The sequence below is a fragment of the Granulicoccus phenolivorans DSM 17626 = NBRC 107789 = JCM 15570 genome (assembly GCF_000423085.1).
Classification (GTDB): domain Bacteria; phylum Actinomycetota; class Actinomycetes; order Propionibacteriales; family Propionibacteriaceae; genus Granulicoccus; species Granulicoccus phenolivorans.
In genome coordinates this window covers 24,885-44,607 of sequence record NZ_KE383974.1, presented here as the reverse complement: position 1 = coordinate 44,607, position 19,723 = coordinate 24,885, and the positions used below count along the sequence as shown (strand labels likewise).

At 67.6% G+C, this 19,723-nt stretch carries 19 protein-coding genes; 11 read left to right on the top strand and 8 right to left on the bottom strand.

Annotated elements, in window-relative coordinates; genetic code table 11:
• Positions 1-2: 2 nt before the first annotated feature.
• From G531_RS0117465 to G531_RS23710, 3 genes are read right to left on the bottom strand one after another with little or no spacing between them, the layout of a single operon-like run.
• The gene (locus tag G531_RS0117465; RefSeq protein ID WP_026928201.1) at positions 3-1,478 is read right to left on the bottom strand and encodes an aldehyde dehydrogenase; all 1,476 of its coding nucleotides are present in this window, start codon (positions 1,476-1,478) and stop codon (positions 3-5) included.
• On the bottom strand, positions 1,475-2,539 hold the full coding sequence (dmpG, locus tag G531_RS0117460; protein ID WP_026928200.1) for a 4-hydroxy-2-oxovalerate aldolase: 1,065 nt from the start codon (positions 2,537-2,539) through the stop codon (positions 1,475-1,477). The genes G531_RS0117465 and dmpG overlap by 4 nt, the downstream gene beginning before the upstream one ends.
• On the bottom strand, positions 2,536-3,450 hold the full coding sequence (locus G531_RS23710) for an acetaldehyde dehydrogenase (acetylating) (RefSeq protein WP_051215668.1): 915 nt from the start codon (positions 3,448-3,450) through the stop codon (positions 2,536-2,538). The genes dmpG and G531_RS23710 overlap by 4 nt, the downstream gene beginning before the upstream one ends.
• Before the next feature lie 225 nt (positions 3,451-3,675).
• On the opposite strand from G531_RS23710, the gene G531_RS0117450 reads away from it, so the two are divergent.
• Entirely contained in the window at positions 3,676-4,479 is an 804-nt protein-coding gene (locus tag G531_RS0117450) for an IclR family transcriptional regulator (RefSeq protein ID WP_026928199.1), read from the top strand.
• Between the two features lie 84 nt (positions 4,480-4,563).
• Here G531_RS0117450 and G531_RS0117445 read toward each other — a convergent pair whose 3' ends face one another.
• Genes G531_RS0117445 through G531_RS0117435 form a run of 3 tightly spaced genes read right to left on the bottom strand, consistent with a single transcriptional unit; the run spans position 4,564 to position 7,066 of the window.
• A complete protein-coding gene (locus G531_RS0117445; protein ID WP_026928198.1) occupies positions 4,564-5,349 on the bottom strand; it encodes a 2-keto-4-pentenoate hydratase in 786 nt (261 codons plus the stop codon).
• The gene (locus G531_RS0117440; RefSeq protein WP_026928197.1) at positions 5,342-6,133 is read right to left on the bottom strand and encodes a 2-keto-4-pentenoate hydratase; all 792 of its coding nucleotides are present in this window, start codon (positions 6,131-6,133) and stop codon (positions 5,342-5,344) included. Before G531_RS0117440 ends, G531_RS0117445 begins: the two co-directional genes overlap by 8 nt.
• 18 nt (positions 6,134-6,151) lie before the next feature.
• Positions 6,152-7,066 (bottom strand): catechol 2,3-dioxygenase, encoded by a 915-nt coding sequence (locus tag G531_RS0117435; protein ID WP_026928196.1) that lies wholly within the window; start codon positions 7,064-7,066, stop codon positions 6,152-6,154.
• A gap of 223 nt (positions 7,067-7,289) precedes the next feature.
• On the opposite strand from G531_RS0117435, the gene G531_RS0117430 reads away from it, so the two are divergent.
• The 10 genes from G531_RS0117430 to G531_RS0117385 all read left to right on the top strand — a co-directional run bounded on the left by G531_RS0117430 (position 7,290) and on the right by G531_RS0117385 (position 16,044).
• Positions 7,290-8,273 (top strand): LLM class oxidoreductase, encoded by a 984-nt coding sequence (locus G531_RS0117430; protein WP_026928195.1) that lies wholly within the window; start codon positions 7,290-7,292, stop codon positions 8,271-8,273.
• 895 nt (positions 8,274-9,168) lie between these two features.
• Positions 9,169-9,438 carry an MmoB/DmpM family protein gene (locus tag G531_RS0117425; RefSeq protein ID WP_026928194.1) on the top strand — a complete coding sequence of 90 codons (270 nt, stop codon included), beginning with the start codon at positions 9,169-9,171 and terminating at the stop codon, positions 9,436-9,438.
• 247 nt (positions 9,439-9,685) lie between these two features.
• Positions 9,686-9,988, top strand: a complete 303-nt coding sequence (locus tag G531_RS0117420) for a phenol hydroxylase subunit (RefSeq protein WP_026928193.1) — start codon at positions 9,686-9,688, stop codon at positions 9,986-9,988.
• A 3-nt stretch (positions 9,989-9,991) separates the two neighbouring features.
• Positions 9,992-10,993 (top strand): aromatic/alkene monooxygenase hydroxylase subunit beta, encoded by a 1,002-nt coding sequence (locus G531_RS0117415; RefSeq protein ID WP_026928192.1) that lies wholly within the window; start codon positions 9,992-9,994, stop codon positions 10,991-10,993.
• A gap of 2 nt (positions 10,994-10,995) precedes the next feature.
• The gene (locus G531_RS0117410) at positions 10,996-11,265 is read left to right on the top strand and encodes an MmoB/DmpM family protein (protein WP_026928191.1); all 270 of its coding nucleotides are present in this window, start codon (positions 10,996-10,998) and stop codon (positions 11,263-11,265) included.
• Between the two features lie 7 nt (positions 11,266-11,272).
• The gene (locus G531_RS0117405; RefSeq protein WP_026928190.1) at positions 11,273-12,823 is read left to right on the top strand and encodes a YHS domain-containing protein; all 1,551 of its coding nucleotides are present in this window, start codon (positions 11,273-11,275) and stop codon (positions 12,821-12,823) included.
• Complete coding sequence (locus G531_RS0117400) at positions 12,820-13,185, top strand: phenol hydroxylase subunit P4 (protein WP_026928189.1); 366 nt, start codon at positions 12,820-12,822, stop codon at positions 13,183-13,185. The genes G531_RS0117405 and G531_RS0117400 overlap by 4 nt, the downstream gene beginning before the upstream one ends.
• A complete protein-coding gene (locus G531_RS0117395; protein WP_026928188.1) occupies positions 13,182-14,234 on the top strand; it encodes an NADH:ubiquinone reductase (Na(+)-transporting) subunit F in 1,053 nt (350 codons plus the stop codon). The genes G531_RS0117400 and G531_RS0117395 overlap by 4 nt, the downstream gene beginning before the upstream one ends.
• A 118-nt stretch (positions 14,235-14,352) precedes the next feature.
• Positions 14,353-15,288, top strand: coding sequence for a hypothetical protein (locus G531_RS0117390; protein ID WP_026928187.1), 936 nt, complete (start codon positions 14,353-14,355; stop codon positions 15,286-15,288).
• A 33-nt stretch (positions 15,289-15,321) separates the two neighbouring features.
• Positions 15,322-16,044, top strand: a complete 723-nt coding sequence (locus G531_RS0117385; RefSeq protein ID WP_026928186.1) for a VOC family protein — start codon at positions 15,322-15,324, stop codon at positions 16,042-16,044.
• Positions 16,045-16,146: 102 nt separating this feature from the next.
• Here G531_RS0117385 and tuf read toward each other — a convergent pair whose 3' ends face one another.
• Positions 16,147-17,337 carry an elongation factor Tu gene (gene tuf, locus G531_RS0117380; protein ID WP_026928185.1) on the bottom strand — a complete coding sequence of 397 codons (1,191 nt, stop codon included), beginning with the start codon at positions 17,335-17,337 and terminating at the stop codon, positions 16,147-16,149.
• 205 nt (positions 17,338-17,542) lie between these two features.
• On the bottom strand, positions 17,543-19,588 hold the full coding sequence (gene fusA / locus G531_RS0117375; protein WP_051215699.1) for an elongation factor G: 2,046 nt from the start codon (positions 19,586-19,588) through the stop codon (positions 17,543-17,545).
• Positions 19,589-19,723: the final 135 nt, after the last annotated feature.

Genomic DNA, 19,723 nt, shown 5'->3' with positions numbered 1-19,723 from the left:
GCTCAGCCGCGCAGCCGCATGGTCACCGCGCGGGGTTCGGTGAAGAAGTCCCGGGAGTACTGGCCTCCTTCGCGGCCGAGGCCGCTGATTCCCTCACCCCCGAACGGCAACCGCAGATCGCGTTCGAAGAACGTATTGATCCACACCGTACCCGCCTTCCACCGGGCCGCCATCCGGTGCGCGCGGTCCAGGTTGGTGGTGTAGAGCATGCCCGCCAGGCCGTACGGGGAGTCGTTGGTGATCCGCATCGCCTCCTCCTCGGTGTCGAAACCGAGGACGGTCTCCACCGGGCCGAAGATCTCCTCCCGGGCCGCCCGGTTGGCGTTGGTCAGGCCGGTCACCACCGTCGGCGGGTAGTAGAAGCCGGCGGCGTACGCATCCCCGGTGAGCCGGGCGCCACCCACGAGCACCTCGCCGCCCTCCTCGCGGGCCAGGTCGACGTAGCCGGAGACCTTGTCCAGATGCGCCTGCTCGATCAGCGGGCCCACGAAGTTCGCCGGATCCTTCGGGTCCCCGACAGTGAGTCTGCCCGCCTCGGCGACGAACCGGGCGACGAACTCGTCGCGGATGGAGTTCTGCACCAACAGCCGGGACCCGGACAGGCAGACCTGACCGTTGCCGCCGAAGATGCCGCGGATCGCCATCGGGACCGCGACGTCGAGGTCGGCATCGGCGAAGATGACCTGCGCGGACTTGCCGCCCATCTCGGCCGAGACCGGGGTGTGGTTCTTTGCCGCCGCCTCCAGGATCTTCACCCCGGTCGCCGAGGATCCGGTGAAGGTGATCCGGTCCACCCGGGAATCGCCGGTCAGCGGCCCGGCGACCTCGTCGCCGCCGTACCCGAACACCACATTGAGCACGCCGTCGGGCAGGCCCGCTTCCTGGGCGAGTTGGGCGAACCGGTACGCCGTCAGCGGGGTCTGCGGCGCGGGCTTGAGGATCGCGGTGTTCCCGAACGCCAGCGCCGGCGCGATCTTCCAGGTGGCCAGCATCAGCGGCGCGTTCCACGGGCTGATCGCCGACACCACGCCCGCCGGCGGGTAGAGCACGTAGGACAGCAGGGCGCCGTCGGGGTAGGCCTCGTTCGCGGCCATCGCGACGTAGTCGGCGAAGAAGCGCAGGTTGTGCGCGACCCGCGGGATCTCGGCGTGCAGCGACTGGGTGATCGTCTTGCCACCGTCGGTGGTCTCCAGCAGGGCCAGTTCCTCGCGGTGGTCGTCGACGGCATCGGCGACCGCATGCAGGATCTTCGCGCGCTCCTTGGGGGTCAGCTGCGGCCAGGGGCCCTCGTCGAACGCCTTCCGCGCCGCAACGATGGCGGCCTCACCGTCGGCGGCCGAACTGCGCGGGACGACGCCGAGCAGGCTCCCGTCGTGCGGATCGCGGGTCTCGAAGGTACGCCCGTCCGCCGCATCGCGCCAGTGGCCGCCGATCAGGTTCTGGACGTGAATCACGCCGGTCCGGGTGGGGGCGGTCATGCCGGTACTCCGTTCCGCTCCGCGGACATCTGGGAGGTGCTGCGCTCCGCGGACATCTCGGCAGCAACATCGATGATCATGTCTTCCTGGCCCCCGATGATGTTGCGGCGGCCCAGTTCGAGCAGGATGTCGCGGCTGGACAGGTGGTACTTGTCCGCGGCCCGCTTGGTCGGGTGGAAGAAGGTCGAGTAGACCCCCGCGTACCCGAGCATCAGGGCGGTCTCATCGACGATCTGCGGCTGCTTCATCAGCGGCGCCAGGACCTGCTCGGCGGTGTCGATCAGCGGCCAGATATTGGCCCCGGTCTCCCAGCCGGCCCGCTCGAAGGCCGCGGCCATCACCTCGGTCTGCGCGTTCCCGGCGCTGGCGCCCAGGCCGCGCAGGGACCCGTCGATGTAGGTCGCCCCGGCCTCGGCCGCAGCCAGCGCGTTACCGATTGCCACGCCCAGGTTGTTGTGGGAGTGGAAGCCGACCTCGGTGTCCAGCGCGGAGACGAAGGAGCTGACCCGGGCGGCGGCCTGCTCGGGCACCATCGCGCCGGCGGAGTCGACCACGTAGACGACGTCGGCGCCGTAGGAGGCGAGCTTGCGCGCCTGTTCGGTGAGCGGTTCGACCTCCAGCTTGTGGCTCATCATCAGGAAGGTCATCACCGTCAGGCCCTGCTCCTTGGCCCATTCGATCGGCTGCTGACCGCAGTCGGCCTCGGTGCAGTGCACCGCGACCCGGACGGTCTTGATGCCGGCCTCGATGCAGTCGGCCAACACCGGGATGGTGGAGATGCCGGGGACGTAGAGCACCGCGATGTCGGCGTTCTCGACCGCGCCGACGGCCGCGGCGACGTACTCCGGATCGGTGGCGACGGCCCGGCCGTACTGCAGCGAGGACGCCCCGATGCCGATGCCGTGGGCGACCTCGATGGTGCCGATGCCGCCGGCGTCCAGGCCGGCCGCGATGGCGGCGACGTTGGCGGGGGTGAACTGGTGCGACACGCTCGACATCCCGTCGCGCAGGGTGGTGTCGACGAAGTTGATCTTGTGCGGCTTGGGGTTGGCGGTGCTCACTGCAGCGCTCCTTCCGGCTGGTGCTGGGTCTGGGTGTGCCCGTTGTTCGTACGCGGGCGGTCCGCGGCGATGACGTCGGCAACGCGGGCCGCGGCGGCGGTGATGATGTCGAGGTTGCCGGCGTAGGTGGGCAGGTAGTCCCCGGCGCCGATCACCTCGAGCATCACGGTGACCTTGTCGCCCTCGACCTCGATCAGCTTCAGGTGGTAGCCGGGCACGTACTTCTGCACCTCGGCGACGACGTTCTCCACCGCGGTCTCGATCGCGGCCCGGTCGGGGTTGCGGACCAGGGCGTACACGGTGTCGCGCATGTTCATCGGGGGTTCGGCGGGGTTGATCACCGCGATCGCCTTGGCCCGGTCGGCGCCGCTGACCGCGGCCAGCGCCCGGCTGGTCTTCTCGCTGAACTCGCTGAGGTTGGCCCGGGTGCCGGGGCCGGCCGACTTGGACGCCAGCGCGGCGACGATCTCGCCGTAGGAGGCGTCGGCTGCCTGATTGATCGCCCACAGCACCGGGATGGTGGCCTGGCCGGCGCAGCTGACCATGTTCAGGTTCGGGGCGCCGACGTGCTCATGCAGGTTGACCGCCGGGACGACGTAGGGGCCGATCGAGGCCGGGGTCAGGTCGATCGCGGTGATGCCGGCCGCGGCGTACCGGGGGGCGGCGGCGGCGTGCACCTTGGCCGAGGTGGCCTCGAAGACCAGGTCCGGCAGGGTGTCCTGGGCGAGCAGCCAGTCCGCTCCCCCGACCGAGGTCTGCAGACCGTGGTCGGCGGCGCGCCGCAGGCCCTCGCTGGCCGGATCGATCCCGACCATGTGGGTGGGCTCGATGTGCTCGGAGCGCAGGAGCTTGTACATCATGTCCGTGCCGATGTTTCCGGACCCGACAATGGCTGCGGTCAGCGTGGCCATGGGTCACCTTCCTTCTTGTCCGTTCGAGGAACGCCGCTGTTCGGGACGAACGAGGGCTGCGTCATTGGGGCTTCTTGAGGAGCGTAGGAGCCGCCGCGACGCCGCTGCCGGGTCGTTCCCCACTGCCCGACCGCATTCGCCGACGGCCCTCAGTGGGTTCGACTATTCTGAACAGAACCCCTTCGTACGCCGGATCGGCGGGGAGGGTACGAGCAGGGAGGCTCGATGGCAACGCTGAACACCGTGGACAAGGTCGGCCGGGTGCTCGATCTGTTCTCCAAGGACGCCCCGGAGTGGGGGGTCTCGGAGGTGGCGAGCAAGCTGGGGGTGCCGCGCTCCAGCGCTCACGCGGTGCTGTCCAGCCTGGTCGACATCGGGATCCTGCGGTGGCGGGCCGGTGGCCGGTACCGGGTCGGCTGGCGGATCCTGGAACTGGCCGAGATCCACCACCGCGCGGTCGACCTGCGCGGCACCGCGGCGCCCTACCTGCGGGCGCTGGTCGAGGAACTCGGGGAGACCTGCCACCTGGCCGTCGCCGAGCGCCGCAAGGTGCTCTACGTGGACAAGTTCCTCGGCACCCGGAACGTGATCGCCCAGGGGGCGCGGGTCGGTACGCATCTGGAGCCGCACTGCACCGGGGTGGGAAAGCTGCTGATGGCGCACGCCGACCCGAGCGATGTCGAGGACTTTCTGACCACCACGAAGTTGCAGCGCTACACCACCACCACGATCACCGACCCGGCGGTGCTGCGGGCCCAGCTGATCGAGATCCGTACCCGTGGGTTCGCGCTGGATCTGGGGGAGGCGGTCGAGGACGTGCACTGTGTGGCCGCGCCGATCCGCGACGACCTGGGGATGGTGATCGCGGCGATCAGTCTGAGTGTGCCGGTGAACCGGTTCGAACGCAGTCAGGCGCGGTATGTGAAGACGGTGCTGCGGACCGCGGGCGAGATCTCCCAGGCGCTGTCCGACCGACCGCTGCATCTGACGCCGGAGACCAGCGACTATCCGGCCCCGGTGGAGATCTGAGCCCGGTCGAGGTCTGCGCCCCACCGAACGCACACCAGCCCACCCCGGCGGGTCCGGGGTGGGCTGGTGCGGGTGCGGGGTCGGTCAGGCGCGGACGGTGACCGAGCCGAGGTGGGTGAACTCGGCGGTGACGTGCCGCCCCGGCGTCATCGGGACCGCATCGGTCATCCCGCCGGTGAGCACGATCCAGCCGGCCTCCAGGGCATGGCCGCGTTCGCCGAGTTTGTTCGCCGCGAACGCCAGCGCCTCGGCCGGGTGGCCGTACACGGCGGCGCCGGTGGCGGAATCGACGATCTCACCGTCCACCCCGACCAGGACCGCCTCCAGGGAGAGGTCCAGGGTGTCGGTCGGCAGGTGTACCGGGCCGGTCACGAACCGGCCGGAGGAGGCGTTGTCCGCGGTGACGTCGGTCATCGTGAAGGCGTACCCGGAGAACCGGCTGTCGATGATTTCGATCGCGCCGAAGACCCGGTCCACCGCGGCCAGGGCCTCGGCGGCGGTGACCCCCGGGCCCCGCAGCGTACGCCCCAGGCGGAACGCGATCTCCGGCTCGGCGCGGGGATGAATCAGCTCCCCGGCCGGCACCGGCTCCCCGGCGGGCAGCAGCATCGCGTCGGTCAGCCAGGCCACATTCGGGGTGTCCACGTTGACCTGGCGCTGCTTGGCCCGCGAAGTGACCCCGAGCTTGATCCCGACCACCCGCTCACCGCGCGCCCGGCGGATCACCAGCGCCAGGTCCTGCGCCCGGTACGCCTCGGCCTCGGTGAAGTCGGGCCATTCCTCGGCGAAGGAGCTGCGGGGCTGCGCGGTATCGGCGGCCCGGACCAGGGTCTCGGCGACCGAGGCGGGCGTCCAGCTGCTGTTATTCATCGGCTTCCCCCTGCAGGACTGCGGTCACGGTGCCGAAGCCGGCGATCCGGGCTTCGATCGTCGATCCCGGGGTCACGTCGAAGGCGCGGGTCATCGACCCGGGCAGGACGACATGGCCCGGCTCCAGCCTCACCCCGAGCGGGCCGACCGTGTTGGCCAGCCAGACCAGCGAGTTCAGCGGCGAGCCGAGCACCGCTCCCCCGGCCCCGGTGGCCACGACCTCGCCGTTGATGGTCAGGTTGCAGCCGATCGTACGCAGGTCCAACTCCTCCAGCCGGCGCGGCCGGGACCCGAGCACCACCCCGCCGGAGGAGGCGTTGTCGGCGACAGTGTCGAAGATGCCGATCTGCCAGTCCGCGATCCGGGAGTCGACGAACTCCAGCGCCCCGACGACGAAGTCCACCGCCCGGGCGGCCTCGGCCAGGGTCACCCCCGGTCCGCGCAGCGGGCGCCCCAGGATGAAGGCGATCTCGGGTTCGACCCGCGGTTGGAGGAAGGTCCCGCGCGGGATCGGGGCGTGCTCCAGGTGGAACATGCTCGCGGTGAGGTGTCCGAAGTCGGGCTGGTTCACCCCCATCTGGCGCTGGATCGCCTGCGCGGCCAGGCCGACCTTGTGGCCCTTCACCACATCGCCGGCCGCCACCCAGGCGGCCACCTGGGCCTGTTGGATCCGGTACGCCGCGTCCAGCCCGGCCCCGGCAAAGTCCGGGGTCAGCGGCGGGATCGGGGCGCGGTCGCGGTAGGCGGCCAACAACCGGTCGGCCGCCTCCTGCACGTCACTCATCTCTTGCGACCCCGTTGGTCAGCTGTAGACGGTGAGGAAGGTCGGGGTGACCTCGCGCCGGTAGTAGTCCAGGCCCTTTCCGAGCTGGTCCATGGTCCACTCGACGCAGGGGCGGTCGGGGTACATCAGGTAGCCGCCGGCAAAGGTCTCGTTGCGGTTGCCCGAGGGGTCGAAGAAGTAGGTGGTCTCGCCGCGGGTGATGCCGTGCCGGGTCGGGGGCAGGTCCATCGGGGTGTCGTGGTGGACCAGGATGTCGGCGGCCGCGGTGACGTGGTTCCAGTCCTTCAGGTAGAAGGCAAAGTGGTGCAGCTTGCCGTCGGGGCCCTTCAGGAAGGCGATGTCGTGGGACTTGTTGCCACAACTGAGCCAGGTCGCGATCAGCGGGGCGCCGTCGTCGCCGGTGGCCAGCATCCGCTCGGAGGGATAGAAGTCGAGCGCCTCGATGAACAGCTTCTCGACCCCTTCGACGTCGTCGCCGACGAACAGGCCGTGGTCCAGGTTCGGGGCGCCGATCCCGCGCAGATCCATCGGGAAGGAGTCGGGGCAGTGCGTACCGACCTCCACGCCGACCTGCTCCATCTCGTGGTACAGCTCGAAGACGTGCCCGTTCGGGGCGATGAACCGGATCCCGTCGCCGACCTTCAGATTCTCCCCGGCGCTCATCCGCTCGACGGTGGCGCCGAACTGCTGGAGCCGGGTCTCGTACTGGGCCAGGTCCTCCAGGGTGCGTACCTTGAAGCCGACCTTGACGACGCCGACGCCGCCTTCCTCGATCACCACCGAGTGGTGGTCGAACTCGTCCCAACCCTTGTAGTAGATCGTGCCGTCCTCGCGGGCGGTCTCGTACAGACCCATCACCTGCGAGTAGTGCTGATCCGCCTCGGCCAGATCGGTGACCTTCGCGTGTACGTACCCCATGCGCATGACGCCCATGTCTGTCTCCTCATTGAGTTTGAGTGCCTGATCCAATGGAACGCGACCGGCAACCGCTCCGCTGGTGGATTCGGCAGTCGTGAACGCAGGCACGGAACCGCCCTCCGGGATTCCGCAATCGTGCCTTCTTAGGGGGCCCTCGGCAGCCCAGAACCACAGACTTGACCTTCGCGTCGGCGTGAATGTCTATCATCGACCCATGACCCAGAACATGACAGATGGTATGGACTCTTCGAGTGATCCGTTGACCGCGCACCCGGGGATGCGGCACGCCTTCCGCCCCGGCGCGATGACCATCGGCGTGATCACCCCGCTGGAGGGGTTCACCGGTGCGATTCCGACGATGAACCGGCACGCCGAACTCATCGACCGGGCCGAGGCGGCGGGCTTCTCGACGGTCTGGGTCCGGGATGTGCCGTTGCTGGATCCGTCCTTCGGGGACACCGGCCAGATATTCGACACCTGGACCTACCTGGGCTACCTCGCGGCCCGAACGAACCGGATCGCACTAGGCACGGCCAGCATTGTGCTGCCGTTGCGTCACCCGATCCACACGGCGAAGGCCGCCGCCAGCATTGATCAGCTGTCCGGCGGGCGGTTCCTGCTCGGCGCCGCGGCCGGGGATCGTCCGGTGGAGTTCCCGGCGTTCGGCATCGCGCATGCCACCCGCTCCGAACGGTTCCGGGAGTCGCTGCAGTTCGTCCGTCGGCTGACCGAGGAGAGCTTCCCGAAAATCGACTCCTTCCTGGGGCACCTGAACGGAACCGCCGACCTGATCCCCCGGCCCGTACGCGGCCGGCTGCCGATCTTCATGACCGGGCGTGGTGGCCAGGACCTCGACTGGATCGCCGCGCACACCGACGGCTGGCAGTTCTACCTGCTGCCCTTCGAGCAGCAGCAGCTGAACATTCAGCGTTGGCGGCGGTTGACCGGTCGGGACGACGGCGGGTTCAAGCCGTTCGCGCAGTCGATGTATATCGACCTGACCGAGGATCCGACCGCGGCTCCGCAGCCGCTGCATCAGGGCCTGCGCCTGGGTCGGGAACCGCTGTTGGAGTTCCTGCAGGCCTGGCAGGCCATCGGCGTCGACCAGTTGATGATCAACTTCAAGCAGAGCCGGCGCCCGGTGGCCGAGGTGATCGAGGAGTTCGCCGAATACCTGCTGCCGCACTTCCCGCCGGGCCCGGGTGGCGACGAGGGTCGGTGATCCCGGCGGGGGTGCCGCGGCCCGGGTGACCGTTTCGATGCACTCAACGTTGCGGACCGGTGCCGACACGCGGTGCGACTGAAGCGCTCGGAAGTTGAGTGCATCGACACGGTCATCAAGCCCGGAAGCCCCCGTGCGACGTAACCCGATCAAGGCCCGCGGGAGTCCGGAGTCGGGCATCCAGCGTCACTCCGGGCAGACAGCGGCCACCGGGCCGATGCAGCCTCACTCGAGGTCACCCGGCTTCACGGCGCCCCGAAGCTGGGCTGCCCGCAGTGACGCTTCTTGCCCTGAATGACGCTCGAACCAGGCCATGAGCGACACCAACCAACGACCCGTGCCGGCCCGCGGTGCCCCGGGCGGCTCCGCGGTCCCCTGGGGTGCCCTGCGGTGCCCCGGGCGGCTCCGCGGGTCCAGATATGTCCCGCGGCCGCTGCAGGCCCAGCGGACCCGACGGCTGCCCGCGGACCCGACCACTGCCCGCGGACCTGCCGGGAGCACCGCGAACGGACCTGCTGGGAGCACCGCGAACCCTCCCCCGGCGTGAGTCCGGCACTCAGCCCATCCAGCGTCATTCCGGGGAGACAGCGGCCACCGGGCCCATGCAGCGTCACTCGAGGTCACCCGGCTTCACGGCGCCCCGAAGCTGGGCTGCCCGCAGTGACGCTGGATTCCCGCAGCGACGCCGGGTGCGACCTTCGCGGAGATCACTGCGGGGCGCCCTGGGCCAGTCCCGCCCCGATGTCCCCTCGAAAGCGTCGTTGCCCCATTCCGTGGCCGGTGATTGGCTGGAATCAGGAAGTGGACCACCGCGGCGATCGATGGTCGTCGCCGGAAGGCCGGCTCGGCCCCGTACCTGAACAATCCGTGACCATGACCAGCAGGGAGAGCTGAGATGTCAACGGTCCTCATCGCCTTCCAGACCAACGAAGAGACAATCCCCATCATCGCGGCGATCAAAGCCGACAACGAGGCCGCAAAGGTGGTCTACGAACACGGAATGGTGCGGGTCACTGCCCCGGGCCACCTGGTCATCAACCGGGACACGATCGAGATCCTGATCGGCCGCCCGTACGACCTGCAGGAACTGCAGCTCAACCTCATTACCCTGTCGGGAAATCTCGCCGAGGACGACGACGTCCTCACCCTGACCTGGCACGAGTAGCCCGAGCAGGCAGCGTCACCGCGGGTAAGCCAGCTTCAGTGCGCCCCGAAGTTGGGTTGCCGACAGTGACGCTGGGTTACGCCCCGGACGCTGGGTGACGCCTCCGAGCGGCCCTCTCCCGCACGGATTCGGCAGTCGTGAACAGACCCGCCGAACCGACCCACCCGATTCGGCCATCACGCCAGCAGCCGCTCGACCCGACACCGCCGACCTACTTTCGAGGCACCAGACCAAGGAAGTGATGGCCATGGCACCCACCGAACTCAATGCGGAGTTCAACACCGAGCGCCGATTCGTCCGGATCACCGGCGAACGCTCGGACGGATTCGTCGAATTCGACTTCGCCATCGGCGAGCCCGAACTGTTCGTCGAACTGCTGCTCTCCCGACCGGCTTTCGAGGAGTTCTGCGCGCACAACCACGCCGAACTGCTGACCGCCGAGCCTCCGCACACCGCCGACGACGGCAACCCCGACGACCTGCACTGGCGCCTGGCCGACGTCGTCCCCGGATCCCCGACCCCCGCCACCGAACCCCAGCAAAGGAGCTGACCGATGCAGATCGACCTTCGTACGGTCACCATCGAACCGCGCCGCAAAGCATTCGATCACCTGATCGAGCGTTTCGGCGACAAGCCCGCCTCCCGGTACCAGGAGGGCAGCTACGACATTCAGGCGCAGGAGAACCTGCACTATCGGCCCACCTGGGACCCGGACCACGAGTTGTACGACCCGACCCTGTCCCGGATCCGGATGGCCGACTGGTACGTGTTGAAGGATCCGCGCCAGTTCTACTACAGCTCCTACACCCTGACCCGGGCCCGGCAGCAGGATGCCGCCGAGATGAACTTCGGCTTCGCGGAATCGCACGGTCTGCTGGAGCAGTTGGACCAGCCGCTGCGCGATGCCATCCAGGACGTGTTGGTACCGCTGCGGCACGCCGCCTGGGGCGCGAACCAGAACAACACCTTCGTCTGCGGGTACGGCTACGGCGCCATTTTCACCCAACCGTGCATGTACCACGCGATGGACAATCTCGCGATCGCCCAGTACCTGACCCGGCTCGGGCTGCTGCTGGACGGCACCGACGCCCTGGCCCGGGCCAAGCGGGCCTGGACCGAGGCGCCGTCCTTCCAGACGCTGCGCCGGCTGATCGAGGATCTGATGTGCGTGCGGGATCCGTTCGAGTTGTTCGTGGCGCAGAATCTCGTCCTCGACGGCCTGCTCTACCCGGTGGTGTACGGACAGTTGGTCGATGAGGTGTGGTCCCGTCGGGGCGCGTCCTCGGTGGCCCTGCTGACCCAGTTCCAGAGCCAGTGGTTCGCCGAGACCTCCAAGTGGATCGACTCGGTGATCAAGACCGCTGCCGCCGAATCCCCGGAGAACAAGCAGGTGCTGCAGGAGTGGGTCGCCCACTGGACCCCGCGCGCCGCGGCGGCGGTCGCCGATCTGGTGCGGCCCGCCCTGGGCGAGGACACCGATGCCGCTCTCGACCGGGCCCGCGAGCAGTTGGGCGTACGCCTGGGCAAGACCGGCCTCGCCGCGAAGGAGCACTGACCATGTCAACGGTATTCATCGCCTTCCAGGCGAACGAGGAAACCCGCCCGATCATCGAGGCGATCGAAGTGGACAATGCCGCCGCCGAGGTGGTCCACGAGCCGGCGATGGTCAAGGTCAATGCCCCCGGGCACCTGGTGATCAACCGGGAAACCATCGAGGAACTGATCGGCCGCCCCTACGACCTGCAGGAGTTGCAGGTCAACCTCATCACCTTGTCGGGAAACCTCGACGAGGACGACGACGCCCTGACCCTGACCTGGAACGAGTGAGGAAGCCATGACGCTCACCACCGACAAGACCGCAAGCAAGAAGAAGCTCGGGCTCAAGGAGCGGTACGCCGCGATGACCCGCGACCTGGGCTGGGAACCGACCTACCGGACGCCGGAGGAACTGTTCCCCTACCTCACCTACGAGGGGATCAAGATCCACGACTGGAGTGCCTGGGAGGATCCCTTCCGGCTCACCATGGACGCCTACTGGAAATACCAGGCGGAGAAGGAACGCAAGTTCTACGCCATCGTGGACGCCCACGCCCAGAACAACGGCCATCTGAACATCACCGATGCCCGCTACCTGTCGGCGCTCAAGCTGTTCCTGCAGGCGATCAGCCCCGGTGAGTACGCCGCGCACCGCGGCTTCGCCCGGGCGGGTCGGGAATTCGCCGGGGTCGGGACCCAGGTGGCCTGCCAGATGCAGGCCCTCGACGAGGTCCGGCATGCCCAGACCCAGATCCACGCCCTGTCGAACTACAACAAGTTCTACGACGGCTTCCACGCGTTCGCCAGGCTGCGGGATCGGATGTGGTACAACACCGTGCCGCGCTCGTTCTTCGACGACGCAATGACCGCCGGCCCGTTCGAGTTCATGCTGGCGATCGGGTTCTCCTTCGAATACGTGCTGACGAACCTGTTGTTCGTGCCGTTCATGTCCGGGGCGGCGTACAACGGGGACATGTCGACGGTCACCTTCGGGTTCTCCGCCCAGTCCGACGAGGCCCGGCACATGACCCTCGGCCTGGAAGTGATCAAGTTCCTGCTGGAGCAGGATCCGGACAACCTGCCGATCGTCCAGGGCTGGATCGACAAGTGGTTCTGGCGCGGGTTCCGGGTGCTCGGCCTGGTCTCGGCGATGATGGACTACATGCTCCCCAAGCGGGTGATGTCCTGGCGCGAAGCCTGGAACATCTACGGGCAGGAGAACGGCGGAGCGCTGTTCCGTGACCTGGCCCGCTACGGGATCCGCAAGCCGTCGGGCTGGGACGACGCCGAGGCCTCGATCGACCACATGTCGCACCAGTTCATGCTCGCCCTGCACCACTGGAACTTCGGCACCGCCTTCCACACCTGGATCCCCTCGGAGGAGGAGATGACCTGGCTGTCGGCGAAGTATCCCGACACCTTCGACCGGTACTACCGGCCGCGCTGGGAGCACATGCGCAGCATCGAGGAGCAGGGTCCGCAGTTCCACAACTTCGGTCTGGCCAAGCTGTGCCAGGTCTGCCAGTTGCCGTGCGTGTTCACCGAACCCGACGATCCGAGCACGCTGTGGCAGCGCGAAACCGCGTACCAGGGCGAGCGTTACCACTTCTGCTCCGACGGCTGCCAGCAGATCTTCGACAACGAACCGGAGAAGTACATCCAGGCCTGGATGCCGATGCAGGCGCTGTTCTCCGAGCTCGAGGGCAACGTGCCCGCCTGGATGGACTGGGCCGGCCTGATCAACGAACAGGACAATCTCAACTTCCACGGCTCGGCCGATGAGCGGAACTTCAGCGCATGGCGCGGCCTGAGCACCACCAACACCACGAACCAGGAGAACCCGGCATGAGCGTCAAGGCGACCAAGGAGTACGTGGGCGTCCCGCGCGACTCGGTGGACAAGTTCCACGGCAAGCAGATCGTCTACCTGAACTGGCACCAGCACCTGCTGTTCGCCGCGGCGTTCATGACCTGGGTGGAACCCGAGCTGACCTTCGGGGATTACATCGGCGGGCCGATCACCGCGCTGATCGCCGCCGACCCGGACGCGGCGGCGGTGGAGTGGGACAAGGTGGAGTGGAAGGTACGCGGCGAATCCTTCACCCCGGACTTCGCCAAGTCACTGGCCGACAACGGGATCGGGCACAAGGATCTGATCACGATGCACACCCCCGGCCTGAACACCCTGTGCGGAGGAAGCCTCCCGTCATGAGCTACGAACTGACCATCGAACCGTTGGGTCAGACGATCGACCTCGAGGAGGAGCAGACCATCCTCGACGCGGCGCTGCGGGCGGGGATCTACCTCCCGCATGCCTGCGTACACGGCCTGTGCGGCACCTGCAAGATCCAGGTGCTGGACGGGGAGGTGGACCACGGGGAGGCATCGACGTTTGCCCTGATGGACTTCGAGCGGGAGGAGCAGAAGACCCTGGCCTGCTGCGCCACCGCCGAGAGCGACCTGGTCGTGGAGGCCGAGATCGAGGAGGATCCGGACGCCCGGAACCTGCCGATCCAGGACTACGCGGCCGAGGTCACCCGGATCGAGGACCTGACCCCGACGATCCGGGGGATCTGGCTGAAGCCGGATCGGCCGGTGGACTATCAGGCCGGGCAGTACATCAACCTGACCGTCTCCGCGGAGATCGGCAGTCGGGCGTTCTCGCTGGCCACCCCGCCGTCCTCGGGGGAGCTCGAGCTGAATGTTCGCCGGGTGCCCGGCGGCGAGGGGACGGCGTACCTGCACGAGCAGTTGGCCGTCGGGGACCGGGTGCACTTCAGCGGTCCGTACGGACGGTTCTTCGTGAAGAAGTCCGCGCACGTGCCGGTCCTGTTCTTCGCCGGCGGATCGGGGCTGGCCAGCCCGAAGGCGATGCTGTTGGACCTGCTGGAGGACGGCTTCGACCTGCCGATCATCCTCGTGTACGGGCAGCGCACCCGCGCGGAGCTGTACTACCACGAGGAGTTTCTCGAGCTGGCGCAGCGATATCCGAATCTGCGGTATGTGCCGGCACTGTCGGACGAGCCTGAGGACTCCGAGTGGGACGGGTTCCGCGGGTATGTGCACGAGGCGGCGCAAGCGGCCCTGGCCAATGACTTCCGGGGGCACAAGGCGTACCTGTGCGGGCCGCCGTTGATGATCGACGCGTCGATCTCGGCGCTGATGCAGGGCCGGCTGTTCGAGAAGGACATCTATACCGAGAAGTTCATCTCCGCGGCGGATGCCCAGCAGGTACGCAGCCCGCCGTTCCGCTCGCTGTAGCCTCGCCGCGCCGCCGGGGCCCTGGATCCATCGTTGTCGACAGGCAGGTCGGATCCGGGGCCCCTGCTCGTGGGTCCGGCCGCACCCGGGTGGTCCCTCGGCTGCCTAGGATCGGGCCATGCGACTTCCCCGAATCGCTTCCGCGGCCTTCCTCGCGCTCGCCCTGACGGCCTGCTCCGGTATCTCGCTCCCCGACTCCGCCACCGATTCACGATTGCAGCAGGGCCTGGCGCACGTGCAGGCCGTCCCGAACGCCGATCGCTTCTCAGTCACCTTTTACGACGTCCGGACAATCCGCGACACGATCGGGTCGGACGGCACCGAGGACTATGCCGGGACGCGAGGCTCCGACCTCTCCCCGACCCAGCGCTGGGACCTCGCCGCCACGAGCGCCCCGTTCAGCCATCTCGACTTCGACCCCAGCCGCGCACCGCGGACCATTCCCACGCCACACACCCTCGGCTGGACCCTCTACTTCATCGCGTTCAATCCCTCCGCCACCCGGGTGACGGTGGCCGGCGGGGCCGAGGACCACCACGCGTACGCCCGCACCGAACTGGCCGCGGCCGGCTGGACCGAGAACGGCGATGACTGGACCAACCCCCAGGCACAGCAGGTTCCCGCCCGCAAGACCAACTATCGCCTGGCCGACGGCAATATCTACGCCGAGCAGCCGGGGACGCGCGGGACCTCCGGGCCCAGCGCGGCCGACCCCGTGCTCCGCGACGAGCGCCTCAAGCCGGTGCTCAAGTGCCTCGACAATCCGGTCGCCGCCCACATTGTCGTCAGCGCGCAGGGCACCTATGCGCTGGGGGCTGCGGTGGATGCCGCCGGCAATGGTCAGGTCTGGTCCTGCATCCACGCTCCGGGGGATCCTCAGGCCCTCGCCGACTCGTTGCGGCCGCAGTACGACTGGGTGGAGATCGTCTCCAGCAAGGTCGACGGAGAAGTCGTCCGGACCGAACTCCGGGTCGCCGAGCGCGATCCCCGGACCCCCGGGGCGATCCAGCTGATTCAACGCGCCCCGGAGTCGGTGAAACCGCAGCTGTTCTGAGTGCTCGCCGGGCCGGTTGCGTACGCTCTCCCCATGAGTCTGGCGAACCTGATGATGCAGGCCCGGGATCCGCACACCCTCGGCCGATTCTGGACCGAGGCGTTGGGGTTGACGGTCCTCGCGGACGAACCGGCGTGGTTCCGCGGGCGACTGTCCCTCGGCGCCGGGGCCTTCCTCGATGTGTGCATCGAGCCGGTCGCTACCCCGCCGGCGCTGGACCAGCGCCTGCACCTGGATCTGCTCGGCGGACCCCGGCAGGCCGAGATCGTGGAGCGCCTGATCGGCCTGGGGGCCCGCCGCCTCGATATCGGCCAGCACGACGTGCCGTGGGTGGTGCTCGCCGATCCGGACGGGCATCCGTTCTGCGTGATGGAGGAGCGGGCGGCGTACCGCAGCACCGGGCCGATCGCGGCGCTGGTGCTGGAGTGTGGGGAGCCGCACCGGGAGGCGGCCGGCTATGCCGCACTGTCCGGGTGGGTTCCCGCCGAAGGGGTGGCGCCGGCGACCCTGCGGCATCCGGCCGGGGTGGGTCCGTTGCTGGAGTTCACCCCGCAACGCCGCCCCAAGGATCGCCAGAACCGGACCCATCTGGATATTCGGCCCGATCCCGGCGGACCCGATCAGGCGGCCCTGGTCGCGTTGGCCCGGGACCTGGGTGCCGCGCCGGTGACCGCGGACTGGGCGTACGGGCATCCCTGGGTGGTGCTGCAGGATCTGTCGGGCAATGAGTTCTGCGTGCTGGCCGACGGCGAGTGACCAAGCTATACGCACAAGGCCCCGGACCAGAGGTCCGGGGCCTTGTTCGTTGATCAGATGAGTCGAGGACTCACTTCACGATCGTCGAGTCAGTGACTGACTTCACTTGACGATCTTGGTGACGCGACCGGCGCCGACGGTGCGACCGCCCTCACGGATGGCGAAGTTGAGCTCTTCCTCCATCGCGATCGGGTGGATCAGGGTGACGCTCATGTCGGTGTTGTCACCAGGCATGACCATCTCGGTGCCCTCCGGCAGGGTGATGGTGCCGGTGACGTCGGTGGTACGGAAGTAGAACTGCGGCGAGTACTGGGAGAAGAACGGCTTGTGACGGCCACCCTCATCCTTGTTCAGCACGTACACGCGGGCCTCGAACTCGGTGTGCGGGGTGGTCGAGCCCGGCTTGATGACACACATGCCGCGCTGGACGTCTTCCTTCTTGGTGCCACGCAGCAGCAGGCCGACGTTCTCACCCGCCTGGCCCTCGTCGAGGATCTTGCGGAACATCTCCACACCGGTGATGGTGGTGGTCTGCTTCTCGTCCCGGATGCCGATGATGTCAACGGTGTCACCGGTGTTGACGATGCCGCGCTCGATGCGGCCGGTCACCACGGTGCCACGACCGGTGATGGTGAAGACGTCCTCCACCGGCATCAGGAAGGGCTTGTCGATCTCGCGCTCGGGCTGCGGGATGTACTCGTCGACGGCGTCCATGAGGTCAAGAACGCTCTTGCCCCACTTCTCGTCGCCCTGCAGCGCCTGGTACGCCGAGACCTGCACGACCGGGGCGTCCTCGTCGAACTCCTGGCTGGCCAGCAGCTCGCGGACCTCCATCTCGACGAGCTCGATGAGCTCCTCGTCGTCGACCATGTCGCACTTGTTCAGCGCGACGACGATCGCGGGCACACCGACCTGGCGGGCCAGCAGCACGTGCTCGCGGGTCTGCGGCATCGGGCCGTCGGTGGCGGCGACCACGAGGATCGCGCCGTCCATCTGGGCAGCGCCGGTGATCATGTTCTTCACGTAGTCAGCGTGACCGGGGCAGTCGACGTGCGCGTAGTGACGCTTCTCGGTCTGGTACTCAATGTGAGCGATCGAGATCGTGATACCGCGCTGACGCTCTTCGGGAGCCTTGTCGATCGTGTCGAACGGCGATGCCTCGTTGAGGTCGGGGTACTTGTCGTGGAGCACCTTCGAGATCGCCGCGGTCAAAGTGGTCTTGCCGTGGTCGATGTGCCCGATGGTGCCGATGTTGCAGTGCGGCTTGGTCCGCTCGAACTTGGCCTTTGCCACTGGGGCTCCTTCTAGGATCGATGCCGGGCCGGTTGCCAGGCATCTTTGTGTTGACTACGTGTAGCGTTGTGGACTACCCGTCTTGACAGAGTATTCAGTTCTGATACACGGTCGGGCTGCCCATTGGGCGACCCGACCAAGTTTTGTGCACTGGCGTGGCGGAGTCAAACCGCACGGGCCGACTCCGCTACGCCAGCAGCGAAAATCACTCGCCGCGAGCCTTCTGGATGATCTCGTCGGAGACGTTCTTCGGCGTCTCGGCGTAGGAATCGAACTCCATCGAGTACGACGCCTGGCCCGAGGTCTTCGACCGCAGGTCACCCACGTAGCCGAACATCTCCGACAGCGGGACCAGCGCCTCGACGACCTGGTTGCCGTGCTCGGTGCGGGTGCCGTGCATCTGGCCACGACGGGAGTTGATGTCACCGATCACGGTGCCGAGGTAATCCTCGGGGGTGGTGACCTCCACCCGCATCATCGGCTCGAGGATGGCCGGGTCCGCCTTGCGGGCCGCCTCCTTGAACACGTTCAGGCCGGCGATCTTGAAGGCCAGTTCGGAGGAGTCGACGTCGTGGTAGGCGCCGTCGGTCAGGGTCACCTTGATGTCCTCGACCGGGAAGCCGGCGAGCACACCGGTGCCCATAGCCTCCTGGATGCCCTGATCCACCGCGGGGATGTACTCCTTGGGGATGCGGCCACCGGTGACGGCGTTGACGAACTCGTAGCCCGAGCCCGCCTCCTGCGGCTCCAGGTCGATGATGACCTTGGCGTACTGACCCGAACCACCCGACTGCTTCTTGTGGGTGTACTCGACCTTGGTCACCGGACGACGCAGGGTCTCGCGGTAGGCGACCTGCGGCTTACCGATGTTGGCCTCGACCTTGAACTCACGCTTCATCCGGTCGATCAGCACGTCCAGGTGCAGCTCGCCCATGCCGGCGATGATGGTCTGGCCGGTCTCCTCGTCGGTGTGGACGCGGAAGGTCGGGTCCTCCTCGGCCAGGCGCTGGATGGCGGTGCCCAGCTTCTCCTGGTCGGACTTGGTCTTCGGCTCGATGGCCTGCTCGATCACCGGGGCCGGGAAGTCCATCGACTCCAGCACGACCGGATTGGCCGGGTCGCACAGGGTGTCACCGGTGGAGGTGTCCTTGAGGCCCATCACCGCGCAGATCTGGCCGGCGCCGATCGAGTTGATCTCCTCACGCTTGTTCGCGTGCATCTGGTAGATCTTGCCGATCCGCTCCTTCTTGCCCTTGGTGGCGTTGAGGACCTGAGTGCCCGACTGCAGCACGCCGGAGTAGACGCGGATGTAGGTCAGCTTGCCCAGGTGCGGGTCGGCGGCGATCTTGAACGCCAGGGTGGCCAGCGGCTCGTCGTCGGAGGCGTGGCGCTCGATGACCTCGTCCTCCTTGCCCGGGGCGTGCCCCTCGATGGCGGCGATGTCGGTCGGGGCCGGCAGGTACGCGAGCACGGCGTCCAGCAGCGGCTGCACACCCTTGTTCTTGTACGCGGTCCCCATCAGCACCGCGGTCACCTGCGAGGAGAGCACCGCGGCGCGGATGCCGTGCTGGATCTCATCGACGGTGATCTCTTCGCCCTCGAGGAACTTCTCGGCGAGGTCGTCATCGAAGTCGGCCAGCGCCTCGAGCAGGTTCTGGTGACCCTCCTCGGCGGCTTCCTTCAGCTCGGCGGGGATCTCCTCGATCTCGTAGTCCTCACCGATCACGGTTTCGCCGCGCCAGGTCAGGGCACGCATGCCGACCAGGTCGACCACGCCGATGAAGTCGGACTCGGCGCCGATCGGCAGCTGCAGGATCAGCGGGCGCGCCTTCAGCCGATCGATGATCGTCTGGACCACGTGGTCGAAGCTGGCACCGGTGCGGTCCATCTTGTTCACGAAGCAGATGCGGGGGACGCCGTACTTGTCGGCCTGCCGCCACACGGTCATCGACTGCGGCTCCACGCCGGCGACCCCGTCGAACACCGCGACCGCACCGTCCAGGACGCGCAGCGAACGCTCCACCTCGACGGTGAAGTCCACGTGCCCGGGGGTGTCGATGATGTTGATCTGGTGATCTTTCCAGTGGCAGGTGGTGGCAGCCGAGGTGATCGTGATGCCACGCTCCTGCTCCTGCTCCATCCAGTCCATCGTGGCGGTGCCCTGGTGGGTGTCGCCGATCTTGTGGTTGATGCCGGTGTAGAACAGGATGCGTTCGGTGGTAGTGGTCTTGCCCGCGTCAATGTGGGCCATGATGCCAATGTTGCGGACCTTGCCCAGGTCAGTCTCGATGTCGACAGCCACGGAAGCGTTCCCTCTTATCTTTGTTGTGGATCAGTCTGTGATGGTGATCAGGTACCGGGTCCTCGTTGCCCGTCGCGTTGACCT